The sequence below is a fragment of the Pseudonocardia xinjiangensis genome (assembly GCF_050948425.1).
GTDB classification, from domain to species: Bacteria; Actinomycetota; Actinomycetes; order Mycobacteriales; family Pseudonocardiaceae; genus Pseudonocardia; species Pseudonocardia xinjiangensis.
Map to the genome: position 1 here is coordinate 6579239 of NZ_CP192009.1, position 18282 is coordinate 6597520.

Genomic DNA, 18282 nt, shown 5'->3' on the forward strand with positions numbered 1-18282 from the left:
CCTGAGCTTCTGCATCGATGGAGAGCCCATGCGTGTCGGCGTACTCACCGGTGGCGGCGACTGCCCCGGACTCAACGCGGTCATCCGGGCGGTCGTCCGAAAGGGCGTCCCGGAGTACGGCTACTCGTTCCTCGGGTTCCGGGACGGCTGGCGGGGGCCGCTCGAAGCGCTCACGAAACCGCTCGACATCCCCGCGGTGCGCGGCCTGCTCCCGCGCGGCGGCACGATCCTCGGCTCCTCACGCACCAACCCGTTCGCGCTCGAGGGTGGCGTCGAGAAGATCCGGCGCAACCTGCAGAACCTCGGCGTGGACGCGCTGATCGCGATCGGGGGCGAGGACACGCTCGGCGTTGCCACGAAGCTGCACGAGATGGGCGTCAACGTCGTCGGCGTCCCCAAGACGATCGACAACGACCTGTCCGGCACCGACTACACGTTCGGCTTCGACACCGCGGTCAACATCGCCACCGAGGCCATCGACCGGCTGCACACCACCGCCGAGTCGCACCACCGCGCGCTGATCGTCGAGGTGATGGGGCGCCACGCCGGCTGGATCGCGCTGCACTCCGGCATGGCGGGCGGGGCCAACGCGATCCTCATCCCGGAGATCCGCTTCGACATCGAGCAGGTCTGCAAGTGGGTCGAGTCGCGGTTCCAGCTCGACTACGCGCCGATCATCGTCGTCTCCGAGGGCGCCAAGCCGAAGGACGGCGACGAGGTGCTGCGCACGGGCGAGAAGGACGCGTTCGGCCACGTCCGGCTGGGCGGCATCGGGGACTACCTGGCCCGGGAGATCGAGGCGCGCACGGGCAAGGAGGCCCGGACGACCGTGCTCGGGCACGTCCAGCGCGGTGGCACCCCCACCGCCCGCGACCGCTGGCTCGCCACCCGGTTCGGGCTGCACGCCATCGACGCGGTCCACGACGGCAAGTGGGGCATGATGACCGCCCTGCGCGGCACCGAGATCGAACTGGTGCCCCTCTCGGAGGCCACCAAGGAGCTGAAGCTCGTGGACCCGGCCCTGTACGCGGAGGCCGAGGTCTTCTTCGGCTGACCACCCGCTCCCGGGTTCACCTCCACGCAACATCACCGCAACCGGGGTGAACGGCTGGATCGGTCAGCATCGGAGGGACCGTTCCTACCCGGGAGGCCTCCGTGTCGCGATCGCACCAGCCCGAGCGGCTCACCCGGCTCGCCTGCCACGGGCAGTGCCGCCCTGACCCGGCGCGCCATGTCCACCACGACCAGCTGTTGCGCGTGGAGAGCGACCCGGACGCCATGGTCGACCTGTTCGAGACGGCCGTGACCTGGGCCGAGCTGGAGTACCCCACCGACACCACGATCGCGCCGCACGAGTGGCTCGACTTCGCCCAGCGGCACCGCTGGCACGACCCGGAGCGGATGCTGCGGATCTTCGGGCTGGCCACCGACATCGCCCTGCGCGCGGCGCCCGCCCCCGCGCCCGCAGCGCTGGGCATGGCCATGGCTGCCGGCTCCGGCATCTGCCCGGCCCTCGACCCGGTCGAACCGCCGCGGCGACGCCTGCGAGTCGCCGGCCCCTGACCGGAGCTACCGGAGCTACCGGGGCAGCCCGGTCACCCGGAACTCGTCGAGCCGCAGGACGGTGGCCCGCTCCGCGCCAGAGCGGAGCGCGAGCTCGCCCGTGTCGTCCAGCACCCCGACCACGGCCGCGGCGAGGTCGCGGCCGGCGAACGCGCCCAGGCACTCGTCCTCGCGCCCGGGTGGCACGCAGAGCAGGAACCCGAAGCTCGGGAAGCAGTTCAACCAGCGGGTGAGCGCGACACCGGCCGGGGCGGGCACGGCGTCGAGGTCGACCGTGACGCCCAGGCCGTCGCACTCCAGGAGCATGGCGACCGACCCGACGAGCCCCGCCATGCTGATGTCCTTCGCGGCCACACACGTGCCGGCCCGGGCGAGCGCGCCGAGCAGCCGGACGTCGCCCGCGCACCGCTCGCCCCGGCTCCGGAACGCGGGGAAGAACGGGAAGTCCTCCCGCATCTCGCCGTCGAGCGCGGCCGCGACCACGAGCGACTGACCCGGCGCAGCGCGGGTGACCGACAGCGGGACCGCCGCGTGTCCCACCCCGAACGCCGACACCGCGGGTGGCCCGTCGTGAACGGTGAGGTGACCCCCGACGATCGGCACCCGGTAGAGCAGCGCGGCCTCCCGCATCCCGGCCAGCACCGCACGCGCCAGCGGTTCGGACGCCACCACCGTGTCGACGATGCCGAGCGGTTCGGCACCCATCGCGGCGAGGTCGTTGACGTTGGTGAGCACCGCGGCGAAACCCGCACCGTGGGGGTCGGCGCTGACGAACGGCGGGAAGATCGCCTCCCCGCACGCCACCACCTTGGTACCGGCCGCCTCCACCACCGCGCCGTCGTCACCGGGGCCGCCCAGCCAGTCGGTGCCCCCCGTCGCATCCGCGCCGAGGGCTTCGCCCACCAACCCGATCTCGGCCTTCGCCAGCAGCCCGGGATGGGCGAGCACGGCGTCCACGATCTCGGTGAGGGAGGCGGTCTCCGGTGCGCTCGTCACGACCGCACCGAGAACCAGACGGCCCGGGCAGGCGCCGCGTCGGTGTTGTGCCACTGGTGCGGGCGGTCCGTGGGGTAGTGCAACGAGTCCCCGGCGCTGAGCCGGTACCGCTCGCCCGCCACCTCCACCTGCAGCACGCCGTCCAGCACGAGCAGCACCTCCTCCCCCGGCCGCAGCGGCCTGGTGTCGCCACTGCCACCCCCGGGCGCGACCTCGGCCACCACACCGCTCGCGGGCAGGCGCGCCGTGGGAAGGGCGACCGCCGCTGCGGCCACCCCCTCGGCGGCGGGCGCCCACTCCGGCGGCGCGGCCGGGCGCTCGTCGGCCCGGATCAGCGTCGCCACCGGGGCGGGCGGGGCCCCGTCGTCGACGAAGTGCCCGATCGGCCTGCCCACCGCGGTCGCGAGCTTCAGCAGGGTGGTGATGGTGGGGACCATGTCGCCGCGCTCGACCTTGTGGATGGCCGCAGCCGACACGTCGGAGCGCGCCGCGAGCTGCTGCAGCGACAACCCGAGCTGCTGGCGTGCCTCACGGAGCTTGGGCCCGATCGCACCGACGATGGGCTCCCACGAACCACGCTCGGCCGGCTCCACGTCCAGCATCGTAAACGGCTACCGCGCATGGTGGACAGGAGAACGGCCCCCGCATTGCAGCAAAGCCACTTTGCGGCAACGAGGTTGCGTGAAAGTGGCTTTGCTGCAACTCGGCGAGCGCTAGACGATGCCCTGGCGCGTCGCCGTGTAGACGATCTCGGTGCGGCGGCGGACGTCGAGCTTGTCCCGCAGGTTGCGCACGTGGAACTTGACGGTGGCCTCGCTGATCACGAGCCGGCGCCCGATCTCCCGGTTGGACATGCCCACGGCCAGCAACCGGAGCACCTGGTTCTCGCGCTCGGTCAGCATTGCGGAGCCGAGTCCGCGAACCGGCGGCCGGTCGTCGTCCCGCGGAACGTCCGGGGAGACGACGCCGGCGCCGCTGCCCGAGTCGAACACGCTCTCGCCCCGCAGCAACGTGTGCACGGCCCGGAGGATGTCGGCGGTGTCGGCGCCCTTGCGCACGTACCCGTGCACTCCGAGACGGACGGCGCGCAGCATGATCTCGCGGTCGCGGCACCCGGTCAGCACGAGGATCCGCACTCCCCGGTGGCGTTCCAGCAACGTCCGCGCGAGGTCGACGCCCGCCCCGTCGCCGCGGCCGAGGTCGACGTCGAGGATCACAAGGTCGGGCGGGCAGCGGTCGGCCACCACGAGCGCGTCGCGCGGTGTGGCCGCCTCGCCGATCAGCGCGAGGTGCGGGTCCGGGGCGAACAGCTGGCGTAGCCCGAAACGGACGATCCCCTCGGCGTCCACAACCAGGATCCGCGCCGTTCGGCGCGGCGCGGGGGGCCTCCCGGCCACGCCTGGTTCCAGCACGGCGGGGCGGATGTCGAGCACGGCGTCCGTCGTCACAGGGAACCTCTCTGCCCTCGTCGTCGGATGGTGAGCCGAGGTTAGAACCGTTCACGTTGCCCGGACGTTGCACGCGCAACGGGCCGGTGTTGCTTGCAGGCGGATCACTGCGTGATGATGGGACGGTCCTGGGGCGATGACGCTCGGAGTGCTGATGACGACGCAAGAAGCGCACGACGCCGCCGAGCACGCCCGCCTGCTCCACAAGGTGTTCGACGATGTATTTGCCGGAGACGTGCCCAAAGTCCCGGCCCGCTCGCTGGTGTCCGAGTCATGGCGACGCAGCCTGGCCGCGCACGTCGATCCTGACCGGCGCACACCCCCCGTGGTGTTGCGCGACACCGACCTGCCCGACCTCCGTGCAGCCCACCCGCTCAACGCGGTGATGCCGCTGCTGCGCAGCACCCTGGTGAGCATCGCCGACGAGGCGATGCACGTGATGCTGGTGACCGACGCCGACGGCACCATCCTGTGGCGCGAGGGCGCGCTCAAGCTCCTGCACGCCGCTGACGGCGTCGGGCTCTCGCCGGGCACGCGGTGGACCGAGGACGCGATCGGCACCAATGCGATGGGCGTCACACTCGCCGTCGACGCGCCGGTGCAGATCCACTCAGCGGAACACCTCGTCCGCGCCTATCACACCTGGACGTGCGCAGCGGCCCCCGTCCACGACCCGGACACCGGCGACATCCTCGGTGCGATCGACATCAGCGGGGCGCTCGAATCCATGCACCCGGCGGTGGTGCAGCTCGTGTCGGCCACCGCCCAGCTCGCCGAGAACCAGCTTCGCGTGCGCCTCGCCATCGCCGACGAGCGGCTGCGCGTGCTCAACATGCCCCACCTCTCCAGCCTGCGTGGCGGCGCCGGCGCACTGGTCACGCCCACCGGACGCATCGTGGCGGGCGAGCCGTACGGCACCTGGCCGGAGCGCGTGGTGCTGCCACCGGGCGCCGACCGGATCCGGCTCGACGACGGCCGCGAGGTGGCGGTCGAGCCACTCGCCGAGGGTTACCTGCTGCGCGCACAGCACCGCACCAGCGCCGCTCCTCGGCGCAACGCGCTCTCGCTGCGCTTCCTGGGCCACGGCACGCCCGGGCTGCTTCTGAACGGGAAGCCGATCCCCCTGACGTTGCGCCCGGCCGAGCTGCTCACCGCGCTGGCCCTGCACCCCGACGGGCTCACCGCCGAGCGCCTCGCGCTGCTGCTCTACGGCGACGACGGGAACCCCACCACGGTTCGCGGGGAGATCCTGCGGCTGCGCACGCTCATCGGTTCCGACGTCCTGCGCACCCGCCCCTACCGGCTCGACGCCACCGTCGACGCCGACTTCGAGGCGGTCCGGCGGGCGCTGCGCGCAGGGCGCCCCGCCGACGCCCTCCGAGCCTGCCCCGGCCCCCTGCTTCCCCGGTCGGAGGCCCCGGAGATCCGCGCCCTGCGCGACGAGCTGGAGGCGAGCCTGCGCCGGGCCGTGCTCGACGCCGACGACGCGGACCTGCTCGCCGACTTCGCGGGCCACCTGCTCGGCCGCGGGGATCTCGAGGTGCACGACCGGCTCGTGGAGTGCCTGGCGCCGGGCGACCCCCGCCGTCCCGAGATCGAGTCCCACCGCGCCCGCCTGCTCGCCGACAGCTGATCACGCCGAAGATCATTCCGACAATCACCCTCCCGCCCCCACCAGGGCGGATCCGTGGCTCTCACGGCGATCACCGGCCGGCCTGCGCGCCCGCGCCCCATGATCATTCCGAGATGCGGGTTTCGGCCCCCGCGAGGGCGGATCCGCGAATCTCACGGCGATCACCTCGCCGGCCAGTGGACCAGCGCGACCATGATCGTTGCGAGACCCATGCTTCGGCCCCACCGGGGCGAACAGGCGGATCTCACAGCGATCAACCCGCCACACGGGCGGGGCCGGGGATCCGGCGCGGTGAGCGGCAGGTCATAGATACAAGCTTGTATCTCAGGCTTAGCCTCGGAGTCATGCCCCAGAGCTCCTCCGACTCCGCCACGGTGCCCGCCGCCGTTCGCGCCTACCTCGCCACGAAGGAGCTCGTGCTCACCGGCGAGCTGCCCGCCGGCCACCTGCTCAGTGAGGGGGACATCGCCGAGCGGCTCGGGATGAGCCGCACCCCCGTGCGGGAGGCGTTCCTGCGGCTGCAGGCCGAGGAGTTGCTGCACCTGATCCCCAAGCGTGGGGCGGTCGTCGCGCCGGTCGCGCCGGGTGAGGCCGACGACGTGCTCGACGCGCGGGAGGCCATCGAGACCGCCGCGGTGCGCCGGCTGGTGCGGGGGGTCAACACCGGAGCCTCGCTGACCGAGGCCGCCGCCGGGCTGCGCGCGATCGTCAGACGGCAGCACGAGCACGCCGCCTCGGATGATCTGGTCGCCTTCGCCGACGCCGACGAGGCCTTCCACCGCGCCATCGTGGCGGCCGGCGGCAACGCGCTGACCACCCGCTTCTACGCCACGCTGGCCGACCGGCAGCGCCGGATGAGCATCCACGCGCTGGGCCCGAACCGGGGACACGTCGAGGTCGTGCTGCGCGAGCACAGCGCGCTCGCCGACGCGGTCGCCGATGGGGACGCGGACGGTTTCGCGGAGCTGCTGCGGTCGCACCTCGACGGCACCCACCGTCCGGAACGGGGGTCGCGGCGATGAGGCGCTCCTGGCTCGCCGTCGCGGCGGCGATGTTCTGCTGCGGGTGGGGCGGCAACCAGTTCACCCCGCTGCTCGTGATGTACCGGGAGTCGGCCGGCTACTCGGTCCTCACGGTCGACGAGTTCCTCGGCGCCTACGTGGTCGGGCTGGCCCCCGCGCTGCTGGTGGTCGGCGCGCTGTCCAACCGGTACGGACGGCGTCCCCTGACCGTCGCCGCCGTGATCTTCTCGGTGCTCGCGAGCGGGCTGCTCGCGCTGGGCGAGGCCGGTCCGGTGCCGATCTTCCTCGGCCGGTTCGTGACCGGGGTGGCGGTGGCGATCGCCATGGCCGTCGGCACGACCTGGACGAAGGAGCTCTCGGAGCCACCCTTCGACACCGTGGCCAAGCCCGGCGCCGGGGCCCGGCGGCCGGCCCTCGCGCTGACGCTGGGCTTCGGGCTCGGCGCGGGAGTGGCCGGTGTGCTCGCGCAGTGGGGGCCGTGGCCGATGGTGACGCCCTACGTGGTGCACGTGGTCCTGACGGCCACGGTGATCCCGCTGCTGCTGCGCTGCCCCGAGACCCGTCCGCGGGCCGTCGGCGGGGTCGTCGGGACCGGGGCATCCCGGTTCAGCGTCCCCACCGCGCGCCACCCCCGTTTCCTGCGCGTCGTCCTGCCGATGGCCCCCTGGGTCTTCGGAGCGGCCGGAGTGGCCTACGCCACCATGCCGCAGGTGGTCGGTGGCCGGCTCGGTCACTGGGACCTGGCGTACTCGACGCTGCTCACGGTCTGCACGCTCGGTGCGGGCGCCGCGGTCCAGCCGATCGCCAAGCGCCTGGACCGGGTCACCGACGCACGTGCTGTCGTCATCTCCATGATCATCATGTCCTGCGGGCTGGGGATCAGCGTGGTCGGTGCCTACCTGCGCTCGCCGTGGCTGGCGCTCGTCGCCGCGGTGGTGCTGGGCTGCGCGTACGGGATCGCCGTGGTCTCGGGGCTGCTGGAGATCCAGCGCATCACGCCGGCCGCCGAGCTCGCCGGGATCACCGGCGTCTACTACGCGCTGGCCTACGTCGGCTTCCTGCTGCCGACCGTGCTCGCAGCGCTGTCCGGGCTGGCGAGCTACCCGGTGATGCTGGGAGCGCTGGCCCTCATCGCGCTGACGGGGACGGCGGTGATCGCCTCCTCCACCCGGGCCCATCTCCCGGTGGTCGTCCCGGCCACCGACGCAGCCGAGACGGTGCCCGGCTAGCCCCACCCGCCCTCGTCGACCCCGCCCGGCACCGGCGCCGCGGGGTCGTAGGGCGTGCGGGTGAAGACGAACGTCGCGAGGTTGAGCGTCACCGGGTCGAGCCGCAGCGTCTCCCCGGCGAAGTAGCCGTCGAGACCCACCCAGGTGCCGTCGGGGCCTGGCCGGAACCGGCTCGTGCGCCCCGGCCTGCCGAGGCCGCCCAGGTGCAGGAGCCCTCCCGGGATCGCGCGCAGCACGTACGGCGACGGGCCCCAGTACCAGGGGCCGAGCAGCTCCAGCGGCACCGGCGAGCTCTGCGGCGTCCACGGGTCGACGATCCGGGGTTCGGCGGCGCGCAGGTCGGCGAGCAACGCCGCCGTCAGACCGTTGTCCAGCCCCGAGGTCGTGTTGGCCAGCACGAGCGCGCCCGCGCCCTCCTCGCGGTCGACCCAGAGGCCGGCGAGGAACCCGGGCATCGACCCGCCGTGGCCGACCAGCACCGGGCCCGGCCGGGCCGGGTCGGTGCCCACGCGCTGGACCTGCACACCCAGCCCGTAGGACGACCAGGTCGCCGCCGACGAGTCGATGCCCGCCGGGATCGTCATCTCCTCGAGCGTGTCGGGCGAGAGCACGCCGCCGGTGTCGCCGAGCAGGAACGCGCCGAGCCGGGCAAGGTCGGTGGCGGTGGCCCACAGCTGGCCCGCCGGGGCCATCACCCCCGCGTCGTGCTCGGGCTCGACCTGCACGGCATCGGCCCAGGGGTGCACCGCGTAGCCCTGGGCGGCGCGGCCCGATGGACGGGTGGTCGTGCGGGTCATGCCGAGCGGGGCGAGCACCTCGTCGCGGGCCACCTCGGCCCAGGAACGGCCGCGTGCCCTGGCGACCAGCTCACCGAGCAGCCCGAACCCGAGGTTGGAGTAGTGGAACCGACGCGCGGCGGGCAGCACCACGTCGGCGGCCGAGAGCCCGAGGCCCTCCAGCGTCGTGCCCGGGGCCCGCTCCCACCACTGACCCGGGCTCTCCGACCCGGCGCCGGCGAGGTGCGAGAGCAGCTGGCCGACCGTCCGGCCGCCCAGCGGGGTCCCGGGCAGGTGCACGTCGAGCGCGTCGTCGAGGTCGAGCCGGCCTTCGTCGCGCAGCCGCAGCACGGTGATCGCGGTGACGGTCTTGCTGATCGACCCCAGCCGGTACTGGACGTCCTGGTGCGGCTCGGTGATCTCGCCGCGCCCGGTCGACCACACCAGCGCGCCGTCGCGGACGACGCCGGCGACCAGCGCGGGAACGCGACCGTCACGCTGGGCGCGAGCGGTGCGGGCGAGCAGCGTCCGGGCGGTGCTGGGGAGCAGAGACGGCATGCGAGCCACGCTAGCGGCGGGCTCAGACCGCCGGCGCGGGGACGGGCTCGGCGTAGATCTCGGCGTGGCGCGCCGCGGCGGCGGCCCACGTGTACCGCGCCGCCACCGCGGCCCCGGCCACCCGCAGGCGACCCCGCAGCGGGACGTCCGTGAGCACGGCGCGCAGGGCCGCGGCCAGTGCCACCGGATCACCCGCGGCGGGGAGCAGCGCGCTCTCACCGTGGGTCAGGTACTCGGTGAACACCGGCACGTCGCTGGCCACGACCGGCAGGCCCTGGCTCATCGCCTCGATGGTCACGAGCCCGAAGCCCTCCTTGAGCGACGGGTAGGCGAGCACGTCGGCGGCCGCGTACCAGGCACCGAGCTCCGCGTCGCTGACGGTGCCGAGCTCCACGACGTCCCGGCCGACCCGCAGCCCCAGGCCGGGCAGCTCGGCGAGCGCGGCCTCCCGGTAGGGCGCGAAGTCCTGGAACGAGTGGCCACCGACGACGGCGAGCACGGGACGCGGCGTGCCCGCCGTGTCGGCCTCGGCGGCCAGTTCGGCGAGCGCCCGGAACGCGACGAGGCTCCCCTTCCGCGGCTCGATCCCCCCGACGGCGAGCAGCAGCGGACCGCGGGCCCCGACCCGCAGGCGCAGCGCCGCCCGCTCCGCCTCCGGCACCGGCGGGAAGCGGCCCGGGTCGACCCCGTTCGGCACCACGGCGGCCGTGACGCCGAACTCGGCACGCAGGATCGCCCGCCACTGCTCGCTCACCACCAGCACCCGGTCCGGCTCGGTGATCGCCCGGCGCTGGCAGTCGATCAGCACGGGCGTGGTGAAGTCGTCGACGTGGTGAGCGGTGCGCAGCACGCGCACGGCCGCCCCGGTGACCGCGCGGGCCCGCAGCGCCGCGCGGGCGGCGATGCAGTCCTGGGCGTGCAGGACGTCGAACTCGGCGATGCGCTCCGCGAGCCCCGCCGCGAGCAGGTCGATCGCGCTGAGCACGCGTTGCTCCAACGTGGTGCCCTCGCGCGACGGTCCGCGCAGCACCGTGTGCGGCGCGTCCGTCGGCCGGTAGAGCCCCGCAGCGGGGTCACCGAGCGCCACGACGTGCACGGGATGCCCGCTGCGGTGCAGCGCCTCGGCGAGCCCGAGGGTGTGGACGTGCCCACCGCGCGGCGTCGTCGAGTGGCTGACGAGCGCTACCCGCGTGACGTCGGATGCAGCGACGAACCGGTCGCTTGACACAGCCGGGCCGAGAGGTTTCCTATGGGACACGAGCAGTTACTCTAGTGAACGACCCAGGGGGACGGGCATGACGGCGGTGGACGAGGGCACCACATTCGGGGTGGCCGGGCTGATCATGGAGCTGCAGAGCGTCGGCCTGCGGCTGGAGACCACGCTCGAGACGTCCCGCCAGGGCGGCGCCGGCCCGTCCGACTCGGGCATGCTCTGGATCGAGGGCGTGCCGGTGACGGTGCCCCCGAGCCCGACCTCGCCGTACTCGCTGCGCGCCGAGGACGACGGCCAGGCCATCTACCGCGACGGCGCGAAGGTCGCGTCGGTGGCGGGCACAGCCCGGCCGCGGTTCTACGACCTCACCACCGCCGACGGCGTCCCCTACCACCAGATCGCGCTGCTGCACCTGGACTCGCTGGCCTCCACCGTCGTCCAGGCGTGCAACTACTGGGGCAACTCCGACCAGTGCGGTTTCTGCGGCATCGGGCTCTCCCTCGCGGCCGGGCGCACCATCGCGAAGAAGACCCCGGAGATGCTGGCGGAGGTGGCCGTCGCCGCCAAGGAGCTGGACGGCGCCGTGGACGCCACGCTCACCACGGGCTCGTCGGTGGCACCCGACCGCGGCGCGCTGTACGTGGCGCGGTGCGGGCAGGCGGTGAAGGAGGCCGCCGGGCTGCCGGTCGAGGTGCAGTTCGAGCCGCCCCGCGACCTGTCGACGATCGATCAGGTGCACGACATGGGGGTCGACGCGCTCGGCATCCACGTGGAGTCGTTCGACCCCGCAGTGCTGGCTCGCATCGCCCCGGGCAAGTTCCGCACCGGCATCGAGACCTACTTCCGCACGTGGGAGCACGCCGTCGGGCTCTTCGGCGAGGGCCGGGTCTCCACCTACGTCATCCTCGGCATGGGCGAGGACCCCGAGCTCACCGTCGAGATGTGCCGCCGCGCCGTCGACATCGGCGTCTACCCGTTCGTCGTGCCGCTGCGGCCGGTGGCCGGCTCGCTGATGCAGGACGTGCCCGCGCCGTCGCGCGAGTACACCGAGCCGATCTACCGGAAGGTCGCCGGGTTCCTCGCGGAGCGCGGACTGGGCGCCGACACCGCCGTGGCGGGCTGCGCCCGCTGCCAGGCCTGTTCCTCGCTGAACCTCGTGCAGAACGCCGGGTCGCCCGCACCGTGCGGGCCGACCGGCGGCGCTCCGGGTGGAGCGCCGCTGCTGCAGATCGGCAGGCGGCCGGAATGACCGCGCCCGCGCTCTCCCGCCCGACCCGCATCCGCCCGGTACCGCCGGTGAACGTGCTGGTCGGCGTCGACCCGGTGCACTGCCGCCCGGTCCGTGACGCGGCCGGGCTCGCCGCGCACCACCGCATCCGCCACGCCGTGTTCGTCGAGGAGCAGAGCCTCTTCACCGGCACCGACGAGGACGCGCACGACGCCCGCACCGACGTGGTGCACGTGCTCGCGCTGCACGCCGGCCGTCCGGCCGGGACCGTGCGGCTCTACCCGGTCGGGCCCGGCGAATGGCTGGGCGACCGGCTCGCGGTGCTGCCCGAGTTCCGCACGGCCAACATCGGCGCACCACTCGTGCGGTTCGCCGTGGCCGCCGCCGGTGCGCGTGGCGGCCGGCTGATGCGGGCACACGTGCAGCAGGCCAACGAGCGGTTCTTCCACCGTCTGGGCTGGCGCACCGACGGGCCGGTGGAGACCTACGTCGGCCACCCGCACGTCCCGATGTGCGTCGAGCCGATCGCCCTCTGCCCGTGGCTCGCCGGGACTACTCCACGGTGACGCTCTTGGCGAGGTTGCGGGGCTTGTCCACGTCGCGCTCCAGCACGACAGCGGCGTGGTATGCGAGGATCTGCAGCGGGATCGACATCAGGATCGGGTCGAGCTCCGGCTCGTTCTTCGGGATCACCAGTGTGCGGTCGGCCAGCTCGGCGGGCAGCTCGCGGTGCGCGACCGCGATCACCGGGCCCTTGCGGGCCTTGATCTCCGACAGCGTTGAGGTGTTCTTGTCCAGCAGGTCGTCGTCGGGGACGATCGCCACGGTCGGCATCTCGGGGCTGATCAGGGCCAGCGGGCCGTGCTTGAGCTCGGCCGACGGGTAGGCCTCGGCGTGCACGTAAGAGATCTCCTTGAGCTTCTGCGCGCCCTCCCGCGCCACCGGCCACCCGCGGCGCCTTCCCACGAACATCACACTGCGGCTCTGCGCGATCTCCGCCGCCACCCCGGCGATCATCTCCGACCGCTCGATGATCTCGGTGATCTGGCCCGGCAGCGCAGTGAGGCCGGCGATGATGCGCCGCCCCTGCTCGGGCGACAGGTCGCGCATGCGGCCGAGGTGCAGCGCCAGCAGCGCGAACGCCGCGACGGTCGAGGTGAACGACTTCGTGGCGGCCACCGACATCTCCGGGCCCGCGTGCAGGTAGATGCCGCCGTCCACCTGGCGCGCGATCGTCGAGCCGACGACGTTGACGATGCCGATCACGCGGCCGCCCTTGCGTTGCAGCTCCTGGACCGCCGCGAGCGTGTCGATCGTCTCGCCGGACTGGCTGACGGCGACGTACAGCGTGTCCGGCTCGACCACCGGGTTGCGGTAGCGGAACTCCGACGCCGCCTCGGCGCTCGCCGGCACCCTGGCGAGGTCCTCGATGAGCTGCGCGCCCAGCTCCCCCGCGTAGCAGGCCGAGCCGCAGCCGAGGATCTTGACGCGCTTCACCTCGCGTGCCTCGCGCACGCTCAGGTTGAGCCCGCCGAGGTGCGCGGTCTCGAACCGCTCGTCGATGCGCCCCTTCAACGCGCGCTCGATCGTGCGCGGCTGCTCCTGGATCTCCTTGATCAGGTAGTGCGCGTGGTCGCCGATCTCGGCCCCGACGACGTCCCAGTCGATCGTGGACGGGCTCTTCGCCGTGGACCGGTCATCGAGGGTGTAGGTGCGGTAGCCGCCCGCCGTGATCGTCGCGAGCTCGCCGTCGTCGAGGTAGACGACCTGGCGGGTGTACCCGATGAGCGCGGCGACGTCGGACGCCACGAACATCTCCTTCTCCCCGACGCCCAGCAGCACCGGGCTGCCGTTGCGGGCGATGACGATCCGGTCCGGGTACTCCGCGTCCAGCACGGCGAGCCCGTAGGCGCCCACAACCTGGCGCAGGGCCTGCCGCACGGCCTGCTCGAGGTCGCCGGCCCCGGCGGCGAACGCCGCCGCGACGAGATGGGCCACGACCTCCGTGTCGGTCTGCGAGACGAACTCGACGCCGTCGGCGGTGAGCTTGGCCCGCAGCTCGTCGGCGTTCTCGATGATCCCGTTGTGCACCACCGCGATGCGGCCCGCGGCGTCGAGCTGGGGATGCGCGTTGACCTCGTTCGGCTCGCCGTGGGTGGCCCAGCGGGTGTGGCCGATGCCGGGTGAACCCTTGAACCTGGCCGGGAGCTCGGCGGCGAGGTCGGCCACGCGACCGCTCACCTTGCGCACCTTGAGCGCGCCCTTGGAGCTCAGCGCCACCCCGGCGCTGTCATAGCCGCGGTACTCCAGGCGGCCCAGACCCTCGAGCAGGATCGGGGCGGCGTCCTGGGGACCGACGTAACCGACGATGCCGCACATACAGTGTCCTCTCGGTTCTCGTCCACTAGCCGTAGACCATCCGCCGCAGCTGGCGGGCGGACTGCTGCGGCGGCGCCACGCGCCGCACCGCAAGCTCCGCAGCCACCACGGCGAAGATCTGGTCGTTCGTGAGCCCGCGGTTCTTCAGCTCCGCGTGCCGCCGCCGGACGAACTCCGGCAGCTCCTCGGCGAAGTAACCGACCACCTCGGCCACCACGCGTGCCGCCTCACCCGCGTTGAGCGGGGTGCTGCGAACCAGGTGCGCGATGAGGTCGTCGTACGGTCCGGCGGGCACGAGAGCTGATAGTGCCCTGCGGGCGCCCATACTCCAACTTCTGTGCCCGATATCGGGCAGGATTCTGAGCTTTCGCGACTCCAGGCCGGTCAGGCCGCGGGTTCGAGCTCTCCCGCCTCCCACAGCCTCGCGTAGAAGCCACCCGCGGCCAGCAGCTCGTCGTGGGTACCCGTCTCGACGATGTGCCCGCCGTCGAGCACGACGATGCGGTCGGCCCGGGCCGCCGTGGCCAGCCGGTGGGCGACGACGAAGGTGGTGCGCCGGGCCGCGACCCGGTCGCTCGCGGCGAGGACAGCGGCCTCGGTGGCCGGGTCGAGCGCCGCGGTGGCCTCGTCGAACAGCAGCAGGTCGGGATCGGCGAGCTCGGCGCGGGCCAGCGCCACCAGCTGCCGCTGCCCCGCCGACAAGCCCTGCCCCCGCTCCCCGACCAGGTGCCGGAACCCTCCGGGCAGGCTGCGCACCAGGTCGAGCGCGCCGACGGCCCGTGCGGCGCCCTCGATCTCGGCCGGCGTGGCGTCCGGACGGGCGTAGGCGATGTTGGCGGCGACGTCACCGGTGAACAGATGGGGCTCCTGCGGCACGATGCCGAGCCGGTGGCGGTAGTCGCCCAACGGGTACCGCCGGATGTCCACACCGTCGACGAGCACGGCACCGCTACCGGCCTCGTAGAACCGGGCGAGCAGCTTGACCACGGTGGACTTCCCCGCGCCCGTGGCCCCGACGAACGCGACCGTCTCGCCCGGCGCCACGCGCAACGACACGTGCTCCAGCGCCGGGCTGTCGGAACCCGCGTAGGCGAACCCGACGTCGCGCAGCTCGACCTCCCCGCGCAGCCGGGGCGGCACCGTCGCAGGCTCGCCGAGGGGTTCCGGCGGCACCGAGGTGGGCGTGCGCAGCAGATCGGAGATGCGGGAGAGACCGATCCGGGCCTGCTGGTAGCCGTCGAAGACCTGGGAGAGCTGCTGGACGGGCGCGAAGAACAGCCCGAGGTAGAGCAGGAACGCCGTGAGCACACCTGGCGTGAGCTCCCCCGACGCCACGCGCGCCGCCCCGACGCCCAGCACCACCGCCTGCGAGATGTCGGACAGCAGCGCGACGAACGGGAAGTAGGTGGCGATGTAGCGCTGCGCCCGCAGCCGGGAGTGCCGGTAGGCCGCGCTGCGCTCGCCGAACGTGGTGGCGCTGCGCTCCTCGCGGACGTAGGCCTGGGCGATGCGCACGCCCGTGACGTTCTCCTGCAGGTCGGCGTTGACGATGCTGACCTTCTCGCGAGCCTCCGCGTAGGCCATCGAGGACATCCTGCGGAACACGACGGTGGCGATTATCAGCACCGGCAGCGCGGCCAGCGCCACCAGCGCGAGCTCCATGTCGGTGACGAGCAGCGCCACGGCCACCCCGACGATGGTGAGCAGGCTGACCACCGCCTGGGTCAGACCGGTCTGCAGGAACGTCGACAGTGCGTCGACGTCGGTGGTCATCCTGGTCATGATCCGGCCGGAGAGCTCGCGCTCGTAGTAGTCCAGCCCGAGTCGTTGCAGGTGGGCGTAGCTGCGCACCCGCAGCAGGTAGAGCAGGCTCTCGCCGGCGCGGGCGGCCACCACGGTCTGCGCGGCCACCACGGCCCAGTCGAGCACCACCACCGCGAGCCCCACCAGCGCGGCGGTGAGCAGGACGGCCGGTGCGTGCGCGGAGATCCCCCCGTCGACGGCGAGGCGCGCGACGCTCGGGAACGCCAGGGTGGCGAGCGCGTCGAGCGCCACGAGCGTGACACCGACGATGAGCAGCGCGCGGACCGGCCGCAGCAGCCGCGCCAGGCGGAACTCGGGGTCGGGCGCCGTGGCGTCGGTGCTGCCGAGGCGGGGCTGCTCGGTGGCGGGCGGCAACGCCTCCACGGCGGCCATCAGCTCGGGTGTGGGCGGCATGGCACCTGCCATTGCCGACACGCCGCCCGCGCCCCCGCCGGCCGCTCCCCCACGGGAGGAACCACCGCCCCGCAGGCCGCGCGCCGCAGCCGCGGGCTCCGGCCAGAGCTCCGGGGTGGCCTGCGTCGTCCACGGACCGGCCGACGGCGACGCGACGGACTCCTTCGCCGGGACGGCTGCCGGGGACGCCGGCTCCGGCTCGGCCACCGCGAGGAGCTCCCGGAACAGGGCGCAGCGTGCGGTGAGCTCGGCCTCGGTGCCCACGTCCACGACCTGGCCTGCGTCGAGCACGACGATGCGGTCGGCGAGGGCGAGCGTGGAACGACGGTGCGCCACCAGCACCGTGGTGCGGGTGGCGGTGAGGGTGCGCAGCGTCTCGTGGATGGCGGCCTCGGTGGCGGTGTCGACCGCGGAGGTGGCGTCGTCGAGCACGAGGACCCGCGGGTCGGTGAGCACGGCCCTGGCGAGCGCGATGCGCTGGCGCTGCCCGCCCGACAGCGTGAGCCCCCGCTCGCCGACCAGCGTGTCGTAGCCGTCGGGCAGCATCTCGACGAACGACTCCACCTGCGCGGCCCGTGCCGCCGCCCGCACCTCGTGCTCGCTCGCGTCGGGACGGCCGTAGGCGATGTTGGCCCGGATGGTGTCGGAGAACAGGAAGGCCTCCTCGAACACCACGCCGAGCTCGCGCCGGAGGTCGGCCATCCGCATCCGGGGCAGTGGCACGCCACCCAGGCGCACCTCGCCCTCCTGCGGGTCGTAGAACCGCGGCAGCAGCAGCGCCACCGTGGACTTGCCGGAGCCGGGCGGCCCCACCAGCGCGAGGGTCTCGCCGGGCTCGACGCGCAGCGACACGTCGGCCAGCACCGGCTCGCGGTCGCCGTAGCCGAACCGGACGTGGTCGAACTCCAGCGACAGCGGGCCGGGAGGCAACGCGACGGGCACCTCGGGGTCGACGACGTCGGGCCGGGACTCGACCAGGTCGTACACGCGCTCGACCCCCGCCCGCGCGAGCTGGGCGCTCACCACGAGCGAGGCGAGCAGCCGCGCGGGGCCGACGAGCTGGGCGACGTAGGTGGTGAAGGCGAGGAAGGTGCCGAGGCTGATGGAGCCGTTGAGCGCGAGCCAGCCCCCGAGCCCGATCACCCCGACCTGCCCGAGCGTGGGCAGCGCGAGCAGCGTGGGGTTGAGCCGGGCGGTGAGCCGCGCGGCCCGCATGCGCTCGGCGAAGAGCCGCAGGGCGCCGCGCTCCAGCGACGCGACCTCGCGGCGCTCCTGCCCGAACCCCTTGACGACCCGGACCCCCGTGACCGTCTCCTCCACCTGCTGCGCGATGTCGGCCGCCCGCTGCTGGGCCGACCAGGTGGCGGGGAACAGCGTGGTCCTGGTGCGCAGGGTGATCCACGTGGCGGCGGGCAGGAGCACCAGCGCCACCAGCGTGAGCAGCGGTGAGAGCCACAGCATCGCGCCGATCGACACCACGACCAGCACCACCCCGCCGAGCGAGATCGGCACCAGCGACAGCAGCGACTGCACGAGCTGCAGGTCGGTGATCGCCCGCGAGACGACCTGGCCGGTGCGCAGCGCGTCCTGGCGCTCGCCGTCGAGCCGCTGCACGGCGGCGAAGACCTGGCGGCGCAGGTCGTGCTGCACGTCCAGGGCGAGCCTGCCGGCGAGGTAGCGCCGGAAGAAGGCCGAGACGAAGCGGACCACGGCCAGCACGAGGAAGGCCACCACGACGGCGGCGAGCACGGCCGTGGACCCCTGCACCGCGTCGTCGACGACCACCCGCGTGAGCAACGGGCCGACGGCGTCGAGACCGACCCCGAAAACCGACGCCACGAGCGCGCCGATGGCCACCCCTCGGTGGCGGAAACAAGCACTGACGAGTCGGCGAATCCAGCCAGGGGGAGCAGCGTCGGGCACGAACACACCGTAAGCCGCGGCCCCGACAGGTGGCGCCGACGAACATCACCTCACAAGCGACACATCACATGGCGGACGTCACAGCCCCGACATGTCG

General features: G+C 73.4%; 15 protein-coding genes. 7 read left to right on the plus strand and 8 right to left on the minus strand.

From position 1 onward, the window contains the following. Window positions 1–28 precede the first annotated feature (28 nt). Together ACQPZA_RS30885 and ACQPZA_RS30890 are read left to right on the plus strand one after the other, a co-directional pair. On the plus strand, window positions 29–1054 hold the full coding sequence (locus ACQPZA_RS30885; RefSeq protein WP_169395905.1) for a 6-phosphofructokinase: 1026 nt from the start codon (window positions 29–31) through the stop codon (window positions 1052–1054). Between the two features lie 101 nt (window positions 1055–1155). Then, on the plus strand, window positions 1156–1563 hold the full coding sequence (locus ACQPZA_RS30890) for a hypothetical protein (protein WP_433275611.1): 408 nt from the start codon (window positions 1156–1158) through the stop codon (window positions 1561–1563). A 15-nt stretch (window positions 1564–1578) separates the two neighbouring features. Here the strand turns inward: ACQPZA_RS30890 and ACQPZA_RS30895 are convergent, their stop codons facing one another. The 3 genes from ACQPZA_RS30895 to ACQPZA_RS30905 all read right to left on the minus strand — a co-directional run bounded on the left by ACQPZA_RS30895 (window position 1579) and on the right by ACQPZA_RS30905 (window position 4007). Beyond that, window positions 1579–2559, minus strand: a complete 981-nt coding sequence (locus ACQPZA_RS30895; RefSeq protein ID WP_433275612.1) for an AIR synthase related protein — start codon at window positions 2557–2559, stop codon at window positions 1579–1581. Beyond that, window positions 2556–3161 (minus strand): cupin domain-containing protein, encoded by a 606-nt coding sequence (locus tag ACQPZA_RS30900; RefSeq protein WP_433275613.1) that lies wholly within the window; start codon window positions 3159–3161, stop codon window positions 2556–2558. Before ACQPZA_RS30900 ends, ACQPZA_RS30895 begins: the two co-directional genes overlap by 4 nt. 111 nt (window positions 3162–3272) lie before the next feature. Then, window positions 3273–4007 (minus strand): LuxR C-terminal-related transcriptional regulator, encoded by a 735-nt coding sequence (locus ACQPZA_RS30905; protein WP_433275614.1) that lies wholly within the window; start codon window positions 4005–4007, stop codon window positions 3273–3275. A 154-nt stretch (window positions 4008–4161) separates the two neighbouring features. Here ACQPZA_RS30905 and ACQPZA_RS30910 point away from each other — a divergent pair, with 154 nt between their 5' ends. From ACQPZA_RS30910 to ACQPZA_RS30920, 3 genes are all read left to right on the plus strand, one after another. Continuing rightward, on the plus strand, window positions 4162–5640 hold the full coding sequence (locus ACQPZA_RS30910; protein ID WP_433275615.1) for a GAF domain-containing protein: 1479 nt from the start codon (window positions 4162–4164) through the stop codon (window positions 5638–5640). A 344-nt stretch (window positions 5641–5984) separates the two neighbouring features. Beyond that, window positions 5985–6662, plus strand: coding sequence for a GntR family transcriptional regulator (locus ACQPZA_RS30915; protein WP_433275616.1), 678 nt, complete (start codon window positions 5985–5987; stop codon window positions 6660–6662). Then, window positions 6659–7891, plus strand: a complete 1233-nt coding sequence (locus ACQPZA_RS30920) for an MFS transporter (RefSeq protein ID WP_433275617.1) — start codon at window positions 6659–6661, stop codon at window positions 7889–7891. Before ACQPZA_RS30915 ends, ACQPZA_RS30920 begins: the two co-directional genes overlap by 4 nt. Here the strand turns inward: ACQPZA_RS30920 and ACQPZA_RS30925 are convergent. Both ACQPZA_RS30925 and ACQPZA_RS30930 read right to left on the minus strand, forming a co-directional pair. After that, window positions 7888–9225 carry a serine hydrolase domain-containing protein gene (locus tag ACQPZA_RS30925; protein ID WP_433275618.1) on the minus strand — a complete coding sequence of 446 codons (1338 nt, stop codon included), beginning with the start codon at window positions 9223–9225 and terminating at the stop codon, window positions 7888–7890. The genes ACQPZA_RS30920 and ACQPZA_RS30925 overlap by 4 nt on opposite strands. A gap of 22 nt (window positions 9226–9247) precedes the next feature. Continuing rightward, entirely contained in the window at window positions 9248–10453 is a 1206-nt protein-coding gene (locus ACQPZA_RS30930; protein ID WP_433275619.1) for an MSMEG_0565 family glycosyltransferase, read from the minus strand. A gap of 67 nt (window positions 10454–10520) precedes the next feature. Between ACQPZA_RS30930 and ACQPZA_RS30935 the strand changes: the two genes are divergently transcribed. Further along, complete coding sequence (locus ACQPZA_RS30935) at window positions 10521–11687, plus strand: MSMEG_0568 family radical SAM protein (protein ID WP_433275620.1); 1167 nt, start codon at window positions 10521–10523, stop codon at window positions 11685–11687. Then, entirely contained in the window at window positions 11684–12232 is a 549-nt protein-coding gene (locus ACQPZA_RS30940) for an MSMEG_0567/Sll0786 family nitrogen starvation N-acetyltransferase (RefSeq protein WP_433275621.1), read from the plus strand. Before ACQPZA_RS30935 ends, ACQPZA_RS30940 begins: the two co-directional genes overlap by 4 nt. Here the strand turns inward: ACQPZA_RS30940 and glmS are convergent. From glmS to ACQPZA_RS30955, 3 genes are all read right to left on the minus strand, one after another. After that, window positions 12219–14045 carry a glutamine--fructose-6-phosphate transaminase (isomerizing) gene (gene glmS / locus ACQPZA_RS30945; protein ID WP_169399113.1) on the minus strand — a complete coding sequence of 609 codons (1827 nt, stop codon included), beginning with the start codon at window positions 14043–14045 and terminating at the stop codon, window positions 12219–12221. The genes ACQPZA_RS30940 and glmS overlap by 14 nt on opposite strands. Before the next feature lie 25 nt (window positions 14046–14070). Then, window positions 14071–14340, minus strand: a complete 270-nt coding sequence (locus tag ACQPZA_RS30950) for a hypothetical protein (protein ID WP_407692245.1) — start codon at window positions 14338–14340, stop codon at window positions 14071–14073. An 89-nt stretch (window positions 14341–14429) separates the two neighbouring features. After that, window positions 14430–18191 (minus strand): ABC transporter ATP-binding protein, encoded by a 3762-nt coding sequence (locus ACQPZA_RS30955; RefSeq protein WP_433275622.1) that lies wholly within the window; start codon window positions 18189–18191, stop codon window positions 14430–14432. Window positions 18192–18282: the final 91 nt, after the last annotated feature.